17 protein-coding genes are annotated in these 17332 nt (G+C 48.9%); 15 read left to right on the top strand and 2 right to left on the bottom strand.

The genetic code is table 11. From position 1 onward, the window contains the following. The 9 genes from Q0X35_RS02835 to secG form a co-directional block, all read left to right on the top strand. Positions 1-807, top strand: an 807-nt coding sequence (locus Q0X35_RS02835; RefSeq protein ID WP_297565146.1) for an ATP-binding cassette domain-containing protein, incomplete at its 5' end; no start/stop codon positions are given. A 1-nt stretch (position 808) separates the two neighbouring features. Then, positions 809-2746 carry an excinuclease ABC subunit UvrC gene (gene uvrC, locus Q0X35_RS02830; protein ID WP_297565143.1) on the top strand — a complete coding sequence of 646 codons (1938 nt, stop codon included), beginning with the start codon at positions 809-811 and terminating at the stop codon, positions 2744-2746. A gap of 86 nt (positions 2747-2832) precedes the next feature. Continuing rightward, a complete protein-coding gene (gene rapZ, locus Q0X35_RS02825) occupies positions 2833-3777 on the top strand; it encodes an RNase adapter RapZ (protein WP_297565140.1) in 945 nt (314 codons plus the stop codon). Between the two features lies 1 nt (position 3778). Further along, a complete protein-coding gene (gene yvcK, locus Q0X35_RS02820) occupies positions 3779-4732 on the top strand; it encodes a uridine diphosphate-N-acetylglucosamine-binding protein YvcK (protein WP_297565137.1) in 954 nt (317 codons plus the stop codon). A 44-nt stretch (positions 4733-4776) separates the two neighbouring features. Continuing rightward, the gene (gene whiA, locus Q0X35_RS02815) at positions 4777-5760 is read left to right on the top strand and encodes a DNA-binding protein WhiA (protein WP_297565152.1); all 984 of its coding nucleotides are present in this window, start codon (positions 4777-4779) and stop codon (positions 5758-5760) included. A gap of 286 nt (positions 5761-6046) precedes the next feature. Next, complete coding sequence (gene gap / locus Q0X35_RS02810; protein ID WP_297565134.1) at positions 6047-7051, top strand: type I glyceraldehyde-3-phosphate dehydrogenase; 1005 nt, start codon at positions 6047-6049, stop codon at positions 7049-7051. Positions 7052-7140: 89 nt separating this feature from the next. Then, the gene (locus Q0X35_RS02805) at positions 7141-8334 is read left to right on the top strand and encodes a phosphoglycerate kinase (protein ID WP_297565131.1); all 1194 of its coding nucleotides are present in this window, start codon (positions 7141-7143) and stop codon (positions 8332-8334) included. A gap of 4 nt (positions 8335-8338) precedes the next feature. Continuing rightward, the gene (gene tpiA, locus Q0X35_RS02800; RefSeq protein WP_297565128.1) at positions 8339-9115 is read left to right on the top strand and encodes a triose-phosphate isomerase; all 777 of its coding nucleotides are present in this window, start codon (positions 8339-8341) and stop codon (positions 9113-9115) included. A 101-nt stretch (positions 9116-9216) separates the two neighbouring features. Beyond that, positions 9217-9462 carry a preprotein translocase subunit SecG gene (gene secG / locus Q0X35_RS02795; protein ID WP_297565126.1) on the top strand — a complete coding sequence of 82 codons (246 nt, stop codon included), beginning with the start codon at positions 9217-9219 and terminating at the stop codon, positions 9460-9462. 79 nt (positions 9463-9541) lie between these two features. Here the strand turns inward: secG and tal are convergent, their stop codons facing one another. Together tal and tkt are read right to left on the bottom strand one after the other, a co-directional pair. Continuing rightward, positions 9542-10636, bottom strand: a complete 1095-nt coding sequence (tal, locus tag Q0X35_RS02790; RefSeq protein WP_297565124.1) for a transaldolase — start codon at positions 10634-10636, stop codon at positions 9542-9544. 11 nt (positions 10637-10647) lie between these two features. After that, entirely contained in the window at positions 10648-12723 is a 2076-nt protein-coding gene (gene tkt, locus Q0X35_RS02785) for a transketolase (protein WP_297565122.1), read from the bottom strand. Positions 12724-12778: 55 nt separating this feature from the next. On the opposite strand from tkt, the gene xerD reads away from it, so the two are divergent. From xerD to Q0X35_RS02755, 6 genes are all read left to right on the top strand, one after another. Beyond that, on the top strand, positions 12779-13858 hold the full coding sequence (gene xerD, locus Q0X35_RS02780; RefSeq protein WP_366084364.1) for a site-specific tyrosine recombinase XerD: 1080 nt from the start codon (positions 12779-12781) through the stop codon (positions 13856-13858). A gap of 9 nt (positions 13859-13867) precedes the next feature. After that, entirely contained in the window at positions 13868-14725 is an 858-nt protein-coding gene (locus tag Q0X35_RS02775) for a ParA family protein (protein WP_297565121.1), read from the top strand. A gap of 20 nt (positions 14726-14745) precedes the next feature. Next, positions 14746-15543: a ScpA family protein gene (locus Q0X35_RS02770; protein WP_297565119.1), complete on the top strand. Its 798-nt coding sequence runs from the start codon at positions 14746-14748 to the stop codon at positions 15541-15543. After that, complete coding sequence (scpB, locus tag Q0X35_RS02765) at positions 15536-16105, top strand: SMC-Scp complex subunit ScpB (protein WP_297565117.1); 570 nt, start codon at positions 15536-15538, stop codon at positions 16103-16105. The genes Q0X35_RS02770 and scpB overlap by 8 nt, the downstream gene beginning before the upstream one ends. Next, entirely contained in the window at positions 16102-16857 is a 756-nt protein-coding gene (locus tag Q0X35_RS02760; protein ID WP_297565115.1) for a pseudouridine synthase, read from the top strand. The genes scpB and Q0X35_RS02760 overlap by 4 nt, the downstream gene beginning before the upstream one ends. Continuing rightward, a partial coding sequence (locus Q0X35_RS02755) for a d(CMP) kinase (protein ID WP_297565113.1) occupies positions 16857-17332 on the top strand: 476 nt, incomplete at its 3' end. The genes Q0X35_RS02760 and Q0X35_RS02755, both read left to right, overlap by 1 nt.

The following is a 17332-nucleotide window of genomic DNA, read 5'->3' as shown; positions in this document are numbered from 1 at the left end:
GGAGAGAGCTTAGAAAAAATAGTGCACGTAGATCAGTCCCCAATCGGGCGTACTCCACGCTCTAACCCCGCTACCTATACCGGTCTCTGGGATCATATTCGCCAGCTTTTTGCGCAAACTCCAGAAGCAAAATTACGGGGCTACGGGCCCGGGCGTTTTTCTTTCAACGTGAAAGGTGGGCGCTGTGAATCTTGCCGCGGCGATGGCACCTTAAAAATCGAGATGAATTTTTTGCCAGATGTCTATGTGCCTTGCGAAGTCTGCCATGGAGCTCGCTACAATCGCGAGACTTTGGAGGTGCGTTACAAGGGGAAAAATGTGGCAGAAGTGCTCGATATGACGATTTCGGAGGCAGGAGTATTTTTCCAAAACATCGATCGTCTCACGAAATATCTCGCTACTTTAGAATCAGTGGGTTTGGGCTATATCCGGCTGGGGCAGGCGGCCACTACGCTTTCTGGCGGAGAAGCTCAACGGGTAAAATTGGCTGCCGAACTGCATAAACGTTCCCGCGGTTCCACTATCTATGTATTGGATGAGCCCACTACTGGTTTGCACTTTGAAGATGTGCGCAAATTGCTCGGAGTACTGCAAGGGCTCACTGATAAAGGAAATACCATAGTAGTGATTGAGCATAATTTAGACGTCATCAAATCTGCTGATTGGGTAATAGATCTCGGGCCAGAAGGCGGAAAAGATGGCGGGAAATTGGTGGCAGCAGGTACGCCGGAAGCGGTGGCACAAATAGCTGGCTCGTATACGGGCACTTATTTGCGCCCAATTTTGCAAAAAGCAGGCACACTTTAAGATGGCACATCCGGATACCTACCGCCCGCAGACGAAAGATATTCCCCTAGATCCGGGAGTCTATCGTTTTTTAGACGCCGAAGGGCGAGTGATATATGTAGGGAAAGCAAAATCGTTGCGGGGGCGTTTACCAGCTTATTTTGCCAATCCGGATACTCTCCATCCGCGAACGCGCCGTATGGTATTTAGTGCTGCGCAAGTAGTGTGGGTAGTAGTTAATTCGGAAATTGAGGCACTCACGCTGGAATATGCGTGGATAAAAGAGTTTGCTCCCCGTTTTAACGTAATGTATCGGGATGATAAATCTTATCCGTATGTGGCCGTCACTACGGGAGAGGAATTTCCCCGGCTGCTTATTACCAGAGCGAAGCAACGCCCCCAAAATCAGTATTTTGGCCCGTATACGCGAGCTACTGCGGCGCGGGAAGCAGTCGATTTATTGCAGCGAGTATTTAAGGTGCGTTCTTGTACAAAGGGGGTATTTAATCGCGCACAGCGCACGGCGCGCCCCTGTCTAAACGGCTATATAGATAGATGCACAGCTCCTTGTGTAGGGAGAGTAGAGAAAGCGGAATATCAGCAGCAGGTACAAGAGCTTTTAGAATACTTGCACGGAGATGGCGAGAAATTACGGGCAGAGTTGCAAAGTGAAATGGAAGCGGCAGCTGCCGAATTAGATTTTGAACAAGCCGCTAAAACTCGAGATCAGTTGCAGGCTTTAGCGAGTATTGCGGAGCAAAATACGCTCGTAATGAAGAAAGATATCGATGCGGATGTATTCGGAATAGCGCGTGATGAGCTAGAAGTTAGTGTGCAAGTATTTTACGTGCGGAGTGGGCGGATTCGCGGGCAAAAAGGCTGGGTAAGTGAAATAGGTGAAGAAAGTCAAGAAGACTTATTAAATCAACTTGTATTGCAGGTGTATGGGGAGTTTTCACTGCGGGAAAAGCAAAATACTTTTCGGCAGCGGGAGCAGCCGCGCTCGGTGGACGATGTGGCCTACACTTCGGCGCAGGCAATTCCGCAGGAAATTTGGTTGCCGGGTGCGCCGCGGCAGTTGGAGGATTTACAGAATTGGCTAAGTGAATTGCGCGGGGCGAAAGTGCATATTAAAGTGCCGCAGCGGGGTAAAAAATCCAAGCTAGTTGAGACGGTGAATATGAATGCCTTGCAGGCGCTCAATCACCACAAATTGCAGCGTTCGGTAGATCTGACTGCCCGCTCTCAAGCTCTCGAAGAATTACGGCAGGGGTTGAATATGGAAAGAGCACCCCTGCGTATCGAATGTTACGATATTTCTCATACCCAGGGAACTAATCAAGTGGCTTCGATGGTGGTATTCGAAGATGGATTGCCGAAAAAGAAAGATTATCGGCATTTCTTAATTCGCGGGGAAAACGGCGCGGGCGGAGTTGATGATACGGCCGCTATGGCGGAAGTGTTGGAAAGAAGAATGCGTAATCTCGAAAAAGAGGATGCCTCTTTTCGTTTTCGCCCTGATTTAATAGTGGTAGACGGTGGCTTGCCGCAAGTGAATGCCGCCAGCAAAATAATTACCAATCCAGATATAAAAATAGTGGGCTTGGCGAAAAGACTGGAAGAAGTGTGGATTCCGGGGGGAGATTTTCCGCTTATTCTGCCGCGTTCTTCTCCGGCGTTGCACCTTCTGCAATATCTGCGCGATGAATCGCATCGATTTGCAATTACGCATCATCGGAAACGCCGCGCCAAGTCAATGACTCGTTCCCAGCTAGATGCAATTGCTGGTTTAGGGGAAGTGAAACAGAAAGAGTTGCTGCGATATTTTGGTTCGGTGCAAAAGATAAAAGCAGCTCGCCCCGCCGAGTTAGCGCAAGTAGCCGGAATCGGCGCAAAGATGGCGGAAATTATTTTTCAGCATTTCCATCCGGAAGATTCGCCCTTGCCACCTGGGGAATGAAGCGCAAAGAATAAAAGAATCAAAATAAATAAGGCAAAAATTTCTTTTGCGTAGAGTTAAAACGGGGAAAATGGCAACATAGAGGTATGGCAGATTTTTCCGATATAAACGACACAGGCAAAATTCCTATTGGTATTGCGAATATGGATTTTGCAATGAGCCTGCCGCAAAATGAGTTTCCGGAAGTGTTAATAATTACGGGAATGTCTGGGGCTGGCCGCTCGCAAGCCGGAGCTACTCTGGAGGATTTAGGCTGGTACGTAATAGATAATATGCCCCCGCGTTTAATCATGGCCATGCTGAAATTGGCGATGTCTGGAGGCGGAATTAAAAAGCTGGCCTGTGTAGTAGATGTGCGTTCCCGGAAATTCTTTCAAGAACTCTTGCATGTTTTACAAGATTTGACTGATGCGAGCATACCGTATCGAATTATTTTTCTAGATGCTGCAGATGCCGAACTAGTACGCCGTTATGAATCGGTACGCCGTCCGCACCCCTTGCAGGATGATGGTCGGCTTCTCACCGGTATACGCCGCGAGCGGGAGTTGCTGGCAGATTTGCGCACCCGCGCCGATGAGGTGATAGATACTACCCACCGTTCGGTACATGATTTAGCGCGGGAAATTCGCCGTTTAGTGGGCACGGATTCGGAAATTAAATTAGAGCTGACGGTAATGTCTTTCGGTTTTAAATACGGTTTGCCTCTCGATGCAGATCATGTGGCAGATGTGCGTTTTATTCCGAACCCCTATTGGGTAAGCGAACTGCGCCATCTGAGCGGTAAAGATGAGCCGGTACGTGACTTTGTGATGAAAGTAGATGGGGCTCAACAATTCGTGCAGCGTTATGCGGAGCTTATTACGGGTATGGTGGCAGGCTACGAGCATGAACTGAAACCATATGTGACGGTGGCAATTGGCTGCACGGGAGGTAAGCATCGCTCGGTAGCTATTTCTGAAGAATTAGCGCGGCAGCTGCGAAATAATGGATTAAGTGTGCGCACTATTCATCGGGATCTAGGGCGGGAATAATATGCCAAATAATTTTGAAAGCGGCTCCCGGGGAAAGCGAGTAGTAGCTCTCGGCGGTGGGCACGGGCTTTATACTTCTCTTTCCGCTCTGAAATTCCTCACGCGCAATATCACCGCTATTGTCACAGTTGCGGACGACGGCGGCAGTTCTGGGCGTTTACGTGCAGAATTAGGCGTACTTCCGCCCGGGGATTTACGGATGGCTCTAGCAGCTCTATGTGATGATGGAGAATGGGGTTTAACTTGGCGCGATGTGCTGCAATATCGTTTTCATTCGCGTGGCGATTTAGACGGCCATTCCTTGGGAAATTTATTAATTACGGGACTCTGGGAGCTACTCGGCGATTCAGTACAAGGCTTAGAGTGGGTCGGGAAATTACTAAACATTAAAGGAAAAGTAGTGCCCATGGCTTCTGTGCCACTTTCTATCGAAGCCGATATTCTTACTGCAGAGGGCGCGAAGACTATTTATGGGCAAAATTCAGTGGCAAAATCTAATGCCGATATTTCCCGTATTCGCATCATTCCGCCAAATCCACCTGCTCCCGCCGAAGCGGTGGCGGCAATCAAGGATGCCGAATGGGTAATTTTTGGTCCGGGATCTTGGTACACTTCCGTAATTCCGCACCTCATGGTGCCTGATTTACACGATGCTTTTATCGCGACGGCGGCGAAAAAAATGTTGGTAATCAACCTAGTAGCTGATTCGGAGACTTCTTCGATGTCGCCGGCCGACCATGTGCGTAGTTTTTATAGTCATTCTCCCGATTTATCTTTAGATGTGATTTTGGTCGATGAGGGCCTGTCTTACAATGCGGCAGAATTAGCAGCAGCAGCTGCTCTATGTGGTGCAAAAGTAGTGACAGCTCCGGTAGCTAATTATCGCCAACGAGGAGTGCATGATCCGCTCCACTTAGCGGCGGCTTATCGGGAGATTTTTGCTTCCTACTGTTAAAGTAGGAAAGCGGAATTATTTTTGGAAAGAAGGCAAATTTCGTGGTGGCTTTGACCCAGGCAGTAAAAGACGAGCTAGCTGGAGTATATCCACAGGTAGCTTCCTCTATGACGGCAGAAATAGCCATTATGTTTCGTTTTGCTGGTGGTTTGCAGATAAATGCGGGAGTAATCGGACTTCAGGCAGAGCTGACTCACGCCGGCGCGGCGCGGCACCTCTGGGAGCTCCTGCGCACTATTTATAACGTTGAAGCAGATATAATCGCCGTCACGAATGCCATGCGCAACGGGAATCGCTATATTGTGCAGCTGAAATCTTATGGTGAACGCATTGCGCGCCGGGTGGGGCTGCTTGATGCAAAAGGTCGGCCTATCCGCGGAATACCTCCCCAGATAGTCGGCGGCACTAAGGCCGATGCAGCTGCTGCGTGGCGGGGAGCTTTTCTGGCACACGGTACTCTCTTGGAACCAGGGCGCAATGCTTCTTTAGAACTCACTTGCCCTTCGCTGGAAGCCGCCTATGGAATTGGGGGATTGGCGCGCCGGCTCGATATTCCGTATCGGGCGCGGGAATCGCGTGGTGCACATCGGGTAGATATTCGTGATGGTGATGCTATTTCCGCAATGCTCACTCGCATGGGAGCTAATGATGCAGTAATTCGTTGGGAAGAATTGCGCACGGAGCGGGAAGTGAATGGAAACGCAAACCGCTTGGCTAATTTTGACGACGCCAATATGCGCCGAAGTGCCGATGCGGCGGTAGTGGCAGTAGTGCGGGTGAAGCGGGCTTTTGAAATTTTGGGCGAGCAGGTGCCGGATAATTTACGCGAAGCGGGAGAGATGCGAATTAAGTATCCAAGTGATTCGCTTTCTATGCTAGGTAAGCGTTTACAACCGAACGCTACAAAAGATGCAGTGGCCGGCCGGTTGCGCCGACTCAACACTATGGCGGATAAGCGGGCGGCCGAACTGGGAATTCCAGATACGCTAGCAGCAGTAGCTGAGCTCACTTCTGCTTCGCAATGTTGAGGTAATAGAGATTTTGCATTAATCGGAAGTAATCTTCGGGCGCGCAGCAGGCATTTTTAGAAGAGAAACAGTAGTTTTTGCGAGCAAAAAAGTAGTTTTTTACCGGAGCAAAAGTAAATTCGTGTGAATGTGGTCATTCTTATCAATAGTCCTATAAGAAGTCGAATAAAAAACGATAAAATAATAACGAAACGAATACGGTGCCTCTCAATGCCGATTCGTTAAATCGGGGGATTTCCCAACGATTTTGATAACTACGTGCACGAGGTGTACAAGGAGGAATAGAGTGACTATTCGCGTTGGTATCAACGGATTTGGCCGTATTGGCCGCAATGTGACCCGGGCAGCTCTTGCCAAGGATGTAAATTTTGAAATTGTGGCAGTTAACGATTTGACTGACAACAAGACCTTAGCTCATTTGTTTAAGTACGACACCACCTTAGGTCGGTACCCGGAAGAGGTTTCCTACACTGATGAAACCATCACCATTGGGAATCACACCATTAAGGTACTGGAAGAGCGTAATCCAGCTGATTTGCCGTGGAAAGAACTCGGAGTGGATGTAGTAATCGAATCCACGGGGCGCTTTACCAATGCGGAAGATGCAAAGGCTCATATTGAAGCAGGAGCTAAGAAAGTTGTTATTTCTGCTCCGGCTAAGAACGAAGATGCTACTTTCGTAATGGGCGTAAACGATAAGGATTACGATCCGGCCAAGCACAACATTGTATCGAATGCTTCCTGCACCACGAACTGCTTAGCTCCTTTGGCTAAGGTGCTGTATAAAGAGTTTGGCATTGTTAAAGGTCTCATGACCACCGTACACGCCTACACTGCTGATCAGCGTCTGCAGGACGGCCCGCACAGCGATTTGCGCCGGGCTCGGGCTGCTGCCATGAATATTGTGCCTACTAAGACGGGCGCAGCTGCGGCAGTTTCTCTGGTAATCCCCGAGTTGAAAGGCAAGTTCGATGGCTATGCGCTACGCGTACCGGTAATCACTGGTTCCGCCACCGATTTGACCTTCGAAGCTGGCCGGGAAGTAACGGTCGAAGAAGTAAATGCAGCTATTAAGAAGGCTGCTGAAGGTGAACTTAAGGGTATTCTCGCTTACACCGAAGACCCCATCGTATCCACCGATATCGTAACCGATCCTCATTCTTCGATTTTCGATGCTGGCCTGACCAAGGTAATCGGCAACCAGGTGAAAGTAGTTTCTTGGTACGACAACGAGTGGGGCTACTCCAACCGGGTAGTGGATCTTACCTCGTTGATTGTTTCTAAGCTGTAAATAGGTACGGAAATATTTTATGGGTGCTCGTGCTTTCAGATATGCGCGAGCACCCATTTTAATTATTTAGCAATATTGGATGGTGAAATATGAGAACTATTGATTCCTTAGGGGATATTTCCGGAAAGAAAATCTTTGTACGGGCCGATTTTAATGTACCTCTAGATGAAAATCGGCAGATTACGGATGACGGCCGGATTAAGGCGGCGCTGCCCACTATTAAACGCTTGCTGAGCAATAATGCCAAAGTAATTTTGGCAGCTCATTTAGGGCGTCCGAAAGGTACCGCGAATCCAGATTTTTCCTTAGCTCCGGTAGCTGAGCGTTTAGGTGAATTGCTCGGGCAGAAAGTGCAGTTGGCAAAAGATACTGTGGGAGAAGATGCCCAGCGCTGCACAGCAGATATGGCGGCAGGCGCAGTCGTATTGCTAGAAAATGTCCGTTTTGATGCGCGGGAAACTTCGAAAGACGATGCCGAGCGGCAAGAATTGGCAGCAGCTTATGCCAAGTTAGCTGATTGCTTCGTATCGGATGGCTTCGGGGTGGTACACCGCAAGCAGGCTTCGGTTTACGATATTGCGCAGCTTTTACCTTCGGCAGCGGGAGAATTAGTATTTAAGGAAATTGATTCGCTTTCCAAGGCGACCTTAAATCCGGCTCGCCCCTACACCGTGGTACTAGGTGGTTCTAAAGTATCCGATAAATTAGGGGTAATTGAAAACTTGCTGGAAAAAGCCGATCGTCTTCTCATCGGCGGCGGAATGGCTTATACCTTCTTGCGTGCACATGGATATGAAGTAGGTACTTCTTTGCTGGAAGCCGATTATGTGGAAACTGCTCGTTCTTATCTGGAAAAAGCGCAAGAAAAAGGCGTGGAATTATTATTGCCAGTCGATAATGTGACAGCTCCCGAATTCAAGGCAGATGCTCCAGCTTCGGTACATAGCTCCGAGGCTATGCCGGCGGGAGAAATGGGTTTGGATATTGGACCCGAGACCGCAAAACGGTATGCTGAGGCTATTGCTGATTCAAAGACGATAGTATGGAACGGACCTATGGGAGTATTTGAATTCGCTGCTTTTGCTGCCGGTACGCGGGCAGTAGCTCAGGCTATGCAGGATGCAGCTGGGTTCACTATTGTAGGTGGAGGCGATTCTGCCGCAGCTGTGCGGACACTCGGCTTTGAAGAAGAAAAATTTAATCATATTTCCACAGGCGGGGGAGCTTCTCTAGCTTTCTTAGAGGGGAAGACCTTGCCGGGAATTGCAGTTTTGGAGGATTAATTAAATGGCACGTACACCTTTTATGGCTGGTAACTGGAAGATGAATTTAGATCATCTGGAAGCTACCGCTTTAGTACAGAAATTAGCCTGGACTTTAGGTGATTTAAAGCATGATTACAGCAAGGTGGAAGTAGCGGTGATTACTCCTTTCACTGATTTACGTTCCGTGCAGACGCTGGTAGAAGCAGATGAATTGGAAATTAAGTACGGCGCGCAGGATGTATCGATTCACGATGCCGGCGCTTATACGGGAGAAATCTCCACTGCCATGCTGACGAAACTCGGTTGCACCTATGTGGTAGTTGGCCATTCGGAGCGCCGGCAGTATCATGGGGAAACTAATGAACTGATTGGTCAGAAAGCCAAGAAGGCTCTGGATGCTGGCTTGATTCCGATTATGTGCTGCGGAGAAGCTCTGGAAGTACGTAAAGAAGGCAAGCAGGTAGAGTTTGTGCTGGGGCAGATTACAGAAATGCTAGCTGGGCTCAGCAAAGAGGAAGTAGCTAAGTCGGTAATCGCCTATGAGCCGATTTGGGCTATTGGTACTGGCGAAGTAGCTACGCCGGAAGATGCCGAAGAAGTTTGCGGAGCTATTCGCCAAAAAGTTGCCGAACTCTTTGATGCAGCTACGGCAGAGGCACTGCGCATTCAGTATGGTGGATCAGTTAAATCGGGAAATGTGAAGGATATTATGGCTAAGCCCAATGTGGACGGAGCCCTAGTAGGCGGAGCTTCCCTAAAGGCCGAAGAATTCTCCAAGATTGTCACCTATTTGGATTAATTAGCTCTGCGCCTTGCTCAATTCGGGCAAGGCGCAGAAATCTTGTACAATAATCAGGAAATACTTATCGCAGCGTTTATTGAAAGAAAAGTTGAAGCGAAATGAATATCTTATTAATTATAGTTTCGGTATTGCTGGTGATTACCAGCCTATTATTAATAGGCGCTATTTTATTGCATAAAGGCCGGGGAGGCGGTATCTCCGATATGTTCGGGGGCGGAATCTCCACTTCTATGCGCTCTTCGGGAGTGGCAGAGCGGAATCTGAATCGGATTACGGTTGGTCTTTCTATTCTCTGGTTTGTGCTGGTAATTGCGGTAGGGCTGATTGTAAAAGTACTTTCTTAATTTTAAGAAGTCCCAAAAACGTGGGGGTCACGCGAAATTCGCGTGACCCCCACGGCGGTATTGAGGCTATTAAAAGGTGTTACTTCATAGCGTCTTCTACGGTTTCGATTAGCTCATTCCAAGCTATCTCGAATTTTTCTACTCCCTCATTTTCTAGTTTTTGTGTAGCAGCAGCGAAATCTATTCCTAAATGAATAATTTTCTTAATTATGCGCTGTGCATCTTCTAACTGAGGGCGAATGGTGTCACCGGTAATATCGGCACTTTCTATAGTGGCCCGGAGAGTTTTCTCCGGCATAGTATTTACCGTATTTTCGGCTACCAATTGATCTACATAAAGAGTCGGAGAATAGTCCGGGTTCTTTACTCCGGTAGAAGCCCAGAGTGGGCGCTGCACATTAGCTCCCTGCGCTGCCAATTGCTGGAAACGCGGGTTATCCTCAAATAGCTCCATATAGGCAGCATAGGTGAGGCGCGCATTTGCGAGTGCGGCTTTTCCACGCATATCTAAAGCATCGGGAGAGCCGATTTTTTCTAGCTGGGCATCCACTTCTGTATCCACCCGCGATACGAATACCGATGCCACGGAATGAATTTTTTGCAAATCTTTCCCAGCAGCTGCTGCTTTTTCCAATCCGGCTAAATACGCTTCTACCACTTCGCGATAGCGCTCTACCGAGAAAATCAGAGTCACATTTACGGAAATCCCCTCGGAAATTACTTCCGTAATTGCCCGCAGACCTTCCTTCGTAGCCGGAATTTTAATCATGGCATTGGGTCGGTCTACTAATTTCCATAGTTCTTTTGCTTGCGCAATAGTAGGATCAGTGCGATGGGCCAAACGCGGATCTACTTCAATAGATACGCGGCCATCTTTTCCGGTTTCGCGATAGAGATCTGCAAAGAGATCACAGGCATTACGCACGTCGTCACTGGTCAGCTTAGTAATAACGGCTTCCGCATCGGCGCCGGCTTGCGCCAGCTGGGCAATATCTGCTGCGTAGTCAGCTGCCCCAGAAATAGCTGCTTGAAAAATTGCTGGATTAGTAGTAACTCCGGCAATTTCGCCATCTTTGATCATTTTCTCTAAGCCGCCACTGGTAAGGCGGGAGCGCGAGAGGTCATCTAACCATACGGAGACGCCATAGTCGCGTAATTTTGCAATATTTCCCATTATTTAGCCTTTCACTTGGCTGCCGCTAAAGATTCTTTAGCGGCTTTGACTACGTTTTCTGCTGTTAAACCGTACTTTTCAAAAAGTCGGCCCGCGGGTGCAGATTCACCATAATGATCAATTCCCACCGTACGGCCGCAATCGCCGACGATTCCTTTCCAACCGAAAGTAGCGCCGGCTTCTATCGAAACCCGTGCCTTTAATGCCGGAGGAAGCACGGAATCTTGGTAGCTTTGTTCCTGCTCACAGAACCATTCCCAGCAGGGGAGAGATACTACGCGGGCCGAGATATTTTCTTTTGCTAAAGCAGTGCGTGCTTCCAGAGCAAGTGCTACTTCCGAGCCAGTGGCAATTAGTACCACATCTTCTCCATCAGCTAGCACATATCCACCTTTTAGTACTCCAGCTGCGGCGGCACAGGCGTTGTTGCCCCGGGCAATAACGGGCAGATTTTGCCGCGATAAAATAATTGCCGCTGGGCGATTAGTGCGCTCGAGGATACCGCGCCAAGCATAAGCGGTTTCATTTGCATCCGCCGGGCGGACTACATCAAAACCAGGAATAGCGCGGTAAGACCACAGATGCTCAATTGGTTGATGGGTGGGGCCGTCTTCACCGACTCCAATAGAATCGTGTGTCCATACCCAAATTGACGGAATTTCCATAAGCGCTGCCAGCCGTACGGAGGGGCGCATATAATCGGCAAATACGAAGAAAGTACCACCATAAGCACGAGTGGGGCCGTGTAGCACGATACCGTTCACGATTGCTCCCATGGCGTGCTCGCGAATACCGAAGTGCAAGGTGCGGCCGTACTTATTGCCTGGGAATGCTTTCGAAGCACGATCTGCCGGCAGGAAAGACGGCTCTCCCGTCATAGAAGTCTTATTGGAGCCGTCGAGGTCAGCTGAACCGCCCCAGAGCTCCGGAAGTACATCTTTCAAAGCAGTTAGTACTTTTCCAGATGCAGAACGAGTAGCTACGCTTTCTCCAGCTGCGAATTCCGGAAGTGCTGCTTCCCAGCCCTTGGGCAACTCTCGCTTTTGTAAACGGCTAAGCAGCGCACTCTGTTCGGGGTTATTTTGCTTCCAAGCTGCAAACTTTTCATCCCAGACCTTGCGCGCAGCTGCGGCATTGGCAGCAGCCTGCTGGCGAGTATGCGCTAAGACTTCTTCTTCTACCTGGAAATTCTGATCTGGATCCAGCCCGATTGCTTCTTTCAAGCCCCGAATTTCGCTCTCGCCCAAAGCTGCGCCATGGGAACTGCCGCTATTTTGCTTAGTCGGGCAAGGCCAGGCAATAATAGTCGAAAGTTTAATAATAGAAGGCTTATCCGTCACCGCTTTGGCAGCTTCTACTGCATCGTAAAGCGCGGCATAGTCTTCCTTATAAGAGTCGTCTTCTTGGCGCCACTTCACTTCTTGGGTATGCCAGCCATAGGCTTCATAGCGTTTGAGCACATCTTCTGTGAAAGCAATCTTGGTGTCGTCTTCAATAGAAATTTGATTATCGTCAAAAATTAAAATCAAATTGCCTAGTTCTTGCGTACCGGCCAAGGAGCAGGCTTCCGAAGTTACGCCTTCTTCTAAGCAGCCTTCTCCGGCTACTACATAGATAAAGTGGTCAAAGGGGCTTTCACCGGCCGGAGCTTCTGCGTCGAAAAGTCCCCGCTCCCGGCGGGCAGCCATTGCCATGCCTACTGCCGAAGCTAATCCCTGCCCAAGAGGGCCAGTGGTCATTTCTACTCCCTTGGTATGCCCATATTCTGGGTGTCCAGGGGTAAGTGAATTTTCGGTGCGCAGATTCTGCAAATCCTCTAGCTCCAGCCCATATCCAGCGAAGAAAAGCTGATTATAAAGAGTGAGGGAAGAGTGCCCTAAAGAGAGCACAAAGCGGTCGCGCCCTAGCCACTGGGAATCGCTGGGGTCGTGGCGCATTATTTTTTGAAATAGTAAGTAGGCGAGCGGCGAAAGGGAAATAGCGGTGCCGGGATGCCCATTTCCCGCTTTTTCTACTGCATCGGCTGCTAAAGCTCGCCCGGTTTCCACTGCTTTTTGATCGAGTTCCGACCACTTCAAATTGCTCATCTATTTATTTCCTCGCTTTCACCTGCTTCGTTTCTACACAAGCCGGTAATAAAATATGAAAGAGATACACTACAAGGATACATTGTCTTTACGAGGATTTGTGGGGCGCGCCACGCATCTGTGGGGTGTGCCACGGAAAACAACGGAGGGAGTAAATATGCCAGAGTTAGCTGGTAGTAAAGTTGCTATTTCTCCTAAATTGCTGCAAAGCGTGCGCGAGTATTTAGCGCATCTGCAGATTGAACGTTCACTTTCTCCAAATACTCTCGCTGCCTACCGCAGTGATTTAGAAAAATATCTTGAGTACCTATCCAGGCAGGGAGTACAGAAATTTTCGGAGATAAAATCTGAGCAAATAGCGGCTTTTATAGAATATCTGCGCATTCCCCAAAAAAATCATCCCGCAAAAGCTATTTCTTCGGTAAATAGAATTTTGGCGGCAGTTCGGGGTTTACACTCCTTTTTATTAGCGGAAGGTATCTGCGCTAGTGACCCAGCTGCCGAGGTAACTCCGCCAAAACTTCCTAAACGTTTGCCGAAAGCTCTCACCATAGGGGAAGTACAAAAAATTTTAGATCTAGCAGCTGGGGGAGACGATGTAGTGGCCTTGCGCGACCAGGCACTTTTAGAATTTCTTTATTCCAGTGGAGCACGTATATCGGAGGCGGTGCGGCTAACTCCTGATGATCTGGATATGGAAAATAAATTAGTGCGTCTATTCGGGAAAGGGCGAAAAGAGAGAATTGTGCCGCTCGGATCCTATGCACAAGCGGCACTATCAGCATATCTCGTGCGGGGTCGCCCGGAATTAGCGCGGCGCGGCAAAGGCAATAGCTTTATCTTCCTTAATAAGCGGGGAAATCCACTTTCTCGGCAGTCTGCCTGGGGAATAATTAAAGAGTATGGAGAAAAAGCTGATATTAAGGAAATAACTCCGCACAGTTTTCGCCATTCTTTCGCTACCCACCTGCTACAGGGTGGAGCTGATATCCGCGTAGTCCAGGAAATGCTAGGGCATGCTTCGGTGGCGACTACCCAGATTTATACCCGCGTCACTCCCGAAACTATTCGGGAAGTTTATGCAAGTTCCCACCCACGCGCCCGCGAGGATGTTCAGCGTGAAAAATTCAGGTAGATTAGTATCGTGAGCGCTGAACAAACAGATATCTTTACCGAACTTAATCCAGGGGTGGATTTTCCGCTCCCTCCCGAACTATCTACCCACGGCCCCGGGCGTATTATTGCCATGTGTAACCAAAAAGGGGGAGTGGGTAAGACTACTACTTCTATTAATCTGGCGGCGGCGTTGGCTGAGTATGGACGAAAAGTATTGCTGGTAGATTTTGATCCGCAGGGTGCTGCTTCGGCCGGGCTCGGCGTAAATGCAATGGGCTTAGAGCGCACTATCTATAATGAGCTCTTGGCAGCTAAGCCAAATGTGCGGGAAATTATTCATCCTACCGAAGTGGCTAATTTGGATTTAGTGCCAGCTAATATCGAATTATCTGCTGCAGAAATTCAGCTCATTAACGAAGTAGCGCGCGAGCAGTCTTTAAGCCGAGTGCTGCGCAGCGTCGAAGCTGATTACGATGTAATAATTATCGATTGTCAGCCGTCTTTAGGGCTCCTTACCGTCAATGCGCTCACCGCCGCCCACGGGGTGATTATTCCTTTGGGGGCAGAATTTTTCGCTATGCGGGGAGTAGCGTTATTAGTGGATCAGATTGAGCGCGTACAAGATCGGTTGAATCCCCGTCTTACATTAGATGGAGTGCTATTGACGATGGTAGATAGCCGGACTCTGCATTCGCGGGAAGTGATTGAGCTAGTGCGGGAGCGTTTTGGAGATAAAGTCTTCGATACGCAGATTTCGCGCACCGTAAAGTTCCCAGATGCCACTATTGCTGCGGAGCCGATAACCACTTATGCACCCAGTCATAGTGGAGCAAAAGCTTATAAACGCTTAGCTCGGGAACTCATTTACCGGGGAGCATCTGCTTGAGCAGATTATAATCATCAGTCATGGATAGCGCTCCTTCTCTTTTTTCGCCGGCGCCGCCGGAAGTATTTGCAGTAGATTTAGACGTATTTGCTGGCCCTTTTGAAGTGTTGCTCTCCCTAATTGCTCGGCGCAAGCTCGATATTACTGAGGTGGCTTTGGCACAAGTGACCGACGAATTTATTGCTTTTGTAAAAGAGCAAGAAGAATTAGACTTATCGGTTACTTCGGAATTCTTAGTAGTGGCTGCTACGCTATTGGCTTTAAAGGCAGCGCGGCTTTTACCAAAAGACGAGAGCGAAGCAGAAGATCTGGAATTGCTGGAAGAGCGAGATTTGCTTTTCGCAAAGCTCCTCCAATATCGCGCTTTTAAAGAGGCGGCGCAGGATATGGCTAGCCGTCTTGAGCGCGAATCTCGCTATATTCCGCGGTGGGTGCGCTTAGAGCCGCAATTTCAAAAACTTTTACCGGAATTGCAGCTAGAGATAGATGCGAGTGGATTGGCTGCTCTCGCGGCGCGGGCACTCTCACACAAAGCTCCAGAAGTGGATTTACGGCATCTCCATGCGCCGCTTGTATCAGTGCACAGTCAGATAGAATATATTCGTACGCAGCTTCCGCGGGGAGAAAAAATTACTTTTTTGCAGCTCTGCGCGGGGGCAATGACTACTCAGACCATAGTTTCGCGTTTTCTAGCTATTTTGGAGCTCTTACGGGCCCAAGAAATTGAAGTGACGCAGGAATCTCCCTTAGCTCCGTTGTTTATTTCCCGACTGGAAGAGGGCGGTGCCGGGGGAGATGAAGGAGCGAGAAATGCCTGAAGATTTTTCTTTTTATAAGGGAGCTTTAGAGGCGATATTGATGGTGGCGGAAAATCCTATACCACTGGCGCAATTAGCCGCCTCTTTAGAGATAAGTGAAGCGGAGACGCAGCAGCTCCTCAGCGAATTGGCGCGTTCCTATGCCGAAGATTCCCCCTATCCGCGCGGCTTTCAACTGCGGGAAAGCGGTGGGGGATGGAGATTTTATTCCCATCCGCGCTACGGAGAAATAGTTGGAAGGTATATTACTGCGGGAAAAGCTAATAAACTTTCTATACCAGCTCTAGAAACTCTTGCAGTGATTGCCTATCGGCAGCCAGTGACGCGGGCCCAGATAGCTGCTATTCGCGGGGTGAATGTGGATTCAGTGCTCCGGACGCTCCTGGCGCGGGATTTGATAGAGCAGGCAGGTGCCACCGCCGATACGGGGGCTGGGTTATATATTACGACTGGGTATTTTTTGGAAAAAATGGGTATGAATTCCTTGGCAGAATTACCGGATTTAGCTCCGTATTTACCTGATGAAGAAAATTTAGAAGAGGTAGAGAAAGAAATATTATGAGTAGAACAGAGCAGGAAATTTTCGATGCCCAAGGGGAGCGCCTGCAAAAAGTACTCGCCCATGCGGGAGTGGGTTCGCGGCGGCATTGTGAAGCTTTAATGGAGCAAGGCCGCGTAGAAGTAAATGGAGTGATTGTACGCCAGCTCGGCATGCGCGTAGACCCCAGAAGCGCTCAGATAAAGGTAGATGGGGTGCCGGTACAAGGTGATTTAGAAAAAGTGACTATTGCTTTCTATAAACCGCCGCGCGTCGTATCTACTATGAGTGATGATCAAGGCCGGAAAACTCTTGCAGATTATTTAGATGATCGCCCGGAACGTCTTTTCCATGTGGGGCGGCTAGATATAGATACGGAAGGGATAATTTTACTTACTAACGACGGTGAACTAGCGCATCGTCTTACACATCCTTCTTATGAAATTCCTAAGACTTATATTGCGCGGGTGGAAGGGCAAGTCACGCGTGGATTAGGGAAAGTTCTGGAAGCGGGGGTGCAGCTAGAAGATGGAATGCAGAATGTGGATTCTTTCGTATTAAAAGAAGCGGCTCGCCGCAATTCAATCGTCGAAATTACGCTACATTCGGGGAAAAATCGAATTGTGCGCCGGCTGATGGAAGAAGTTGGCCATCCAGTTATGGAATTGGTGCGGGTGCGCTTTGCTAATATCACGGCGGGAAGATTAAAACCTGGGCAATATAGAATAATCGGGGGCTCCGAGTTGGGAACACTTATGCAGATGGTAGATATGTGATGAAAGAAGAGCAAAAAACTTTGCTGCGGAAGCAACTTTCTCCGGATTCTCTCGTAATAGCAATCGACGGGCCTTCAGGTTCGGGTAAATCTACGGTGGCGAAGGAGCTCGCATTTCGCCATCATCTTGCCTATTTAGATACCGGAGCTATCTATCGAGCTGCGGCGTGGTGGGCACAGCATCAGCAAGTAAATTTAGCGGATAGCCAAGCTGTGGCACAAGTGGTGGAAAATATGCCCCTGCAAATTAACTTAGATCCGCGCCAACAGCAGTTTTTTTGTGCGGGGATAGATATTACGGAGGCGATTCGTACCCCGGAGCTTACGCGAGTAGTTTCCCAGGTATCTAGTAACCTAGCCGTGCGGGCAATTCTAAAAGCTAAGCAACGCCAGATTATCGAAGCGGAAAGCGGCGCAGTAGGAAATGACGGCGCCGGAAATAATTCTGCCCCATATGCGCGAGGGCGGGGGATAGT

Origin of the sequence: uncultured Arcanobacterium sp. (genome assembly GCF_947253055.1) — a bacterium.
Taxonomy (GTDB): Bacteria; Actinomycetota; Actinomycetes; order Actinomycetales; family Actinomycetaceae; genus Arcanobacterium_A.
The sequence above is the reverse complement of the archived record's forward strand: the minus strand, read 5'-3'. Positions and strand labels throughout refer to the sequence as shown.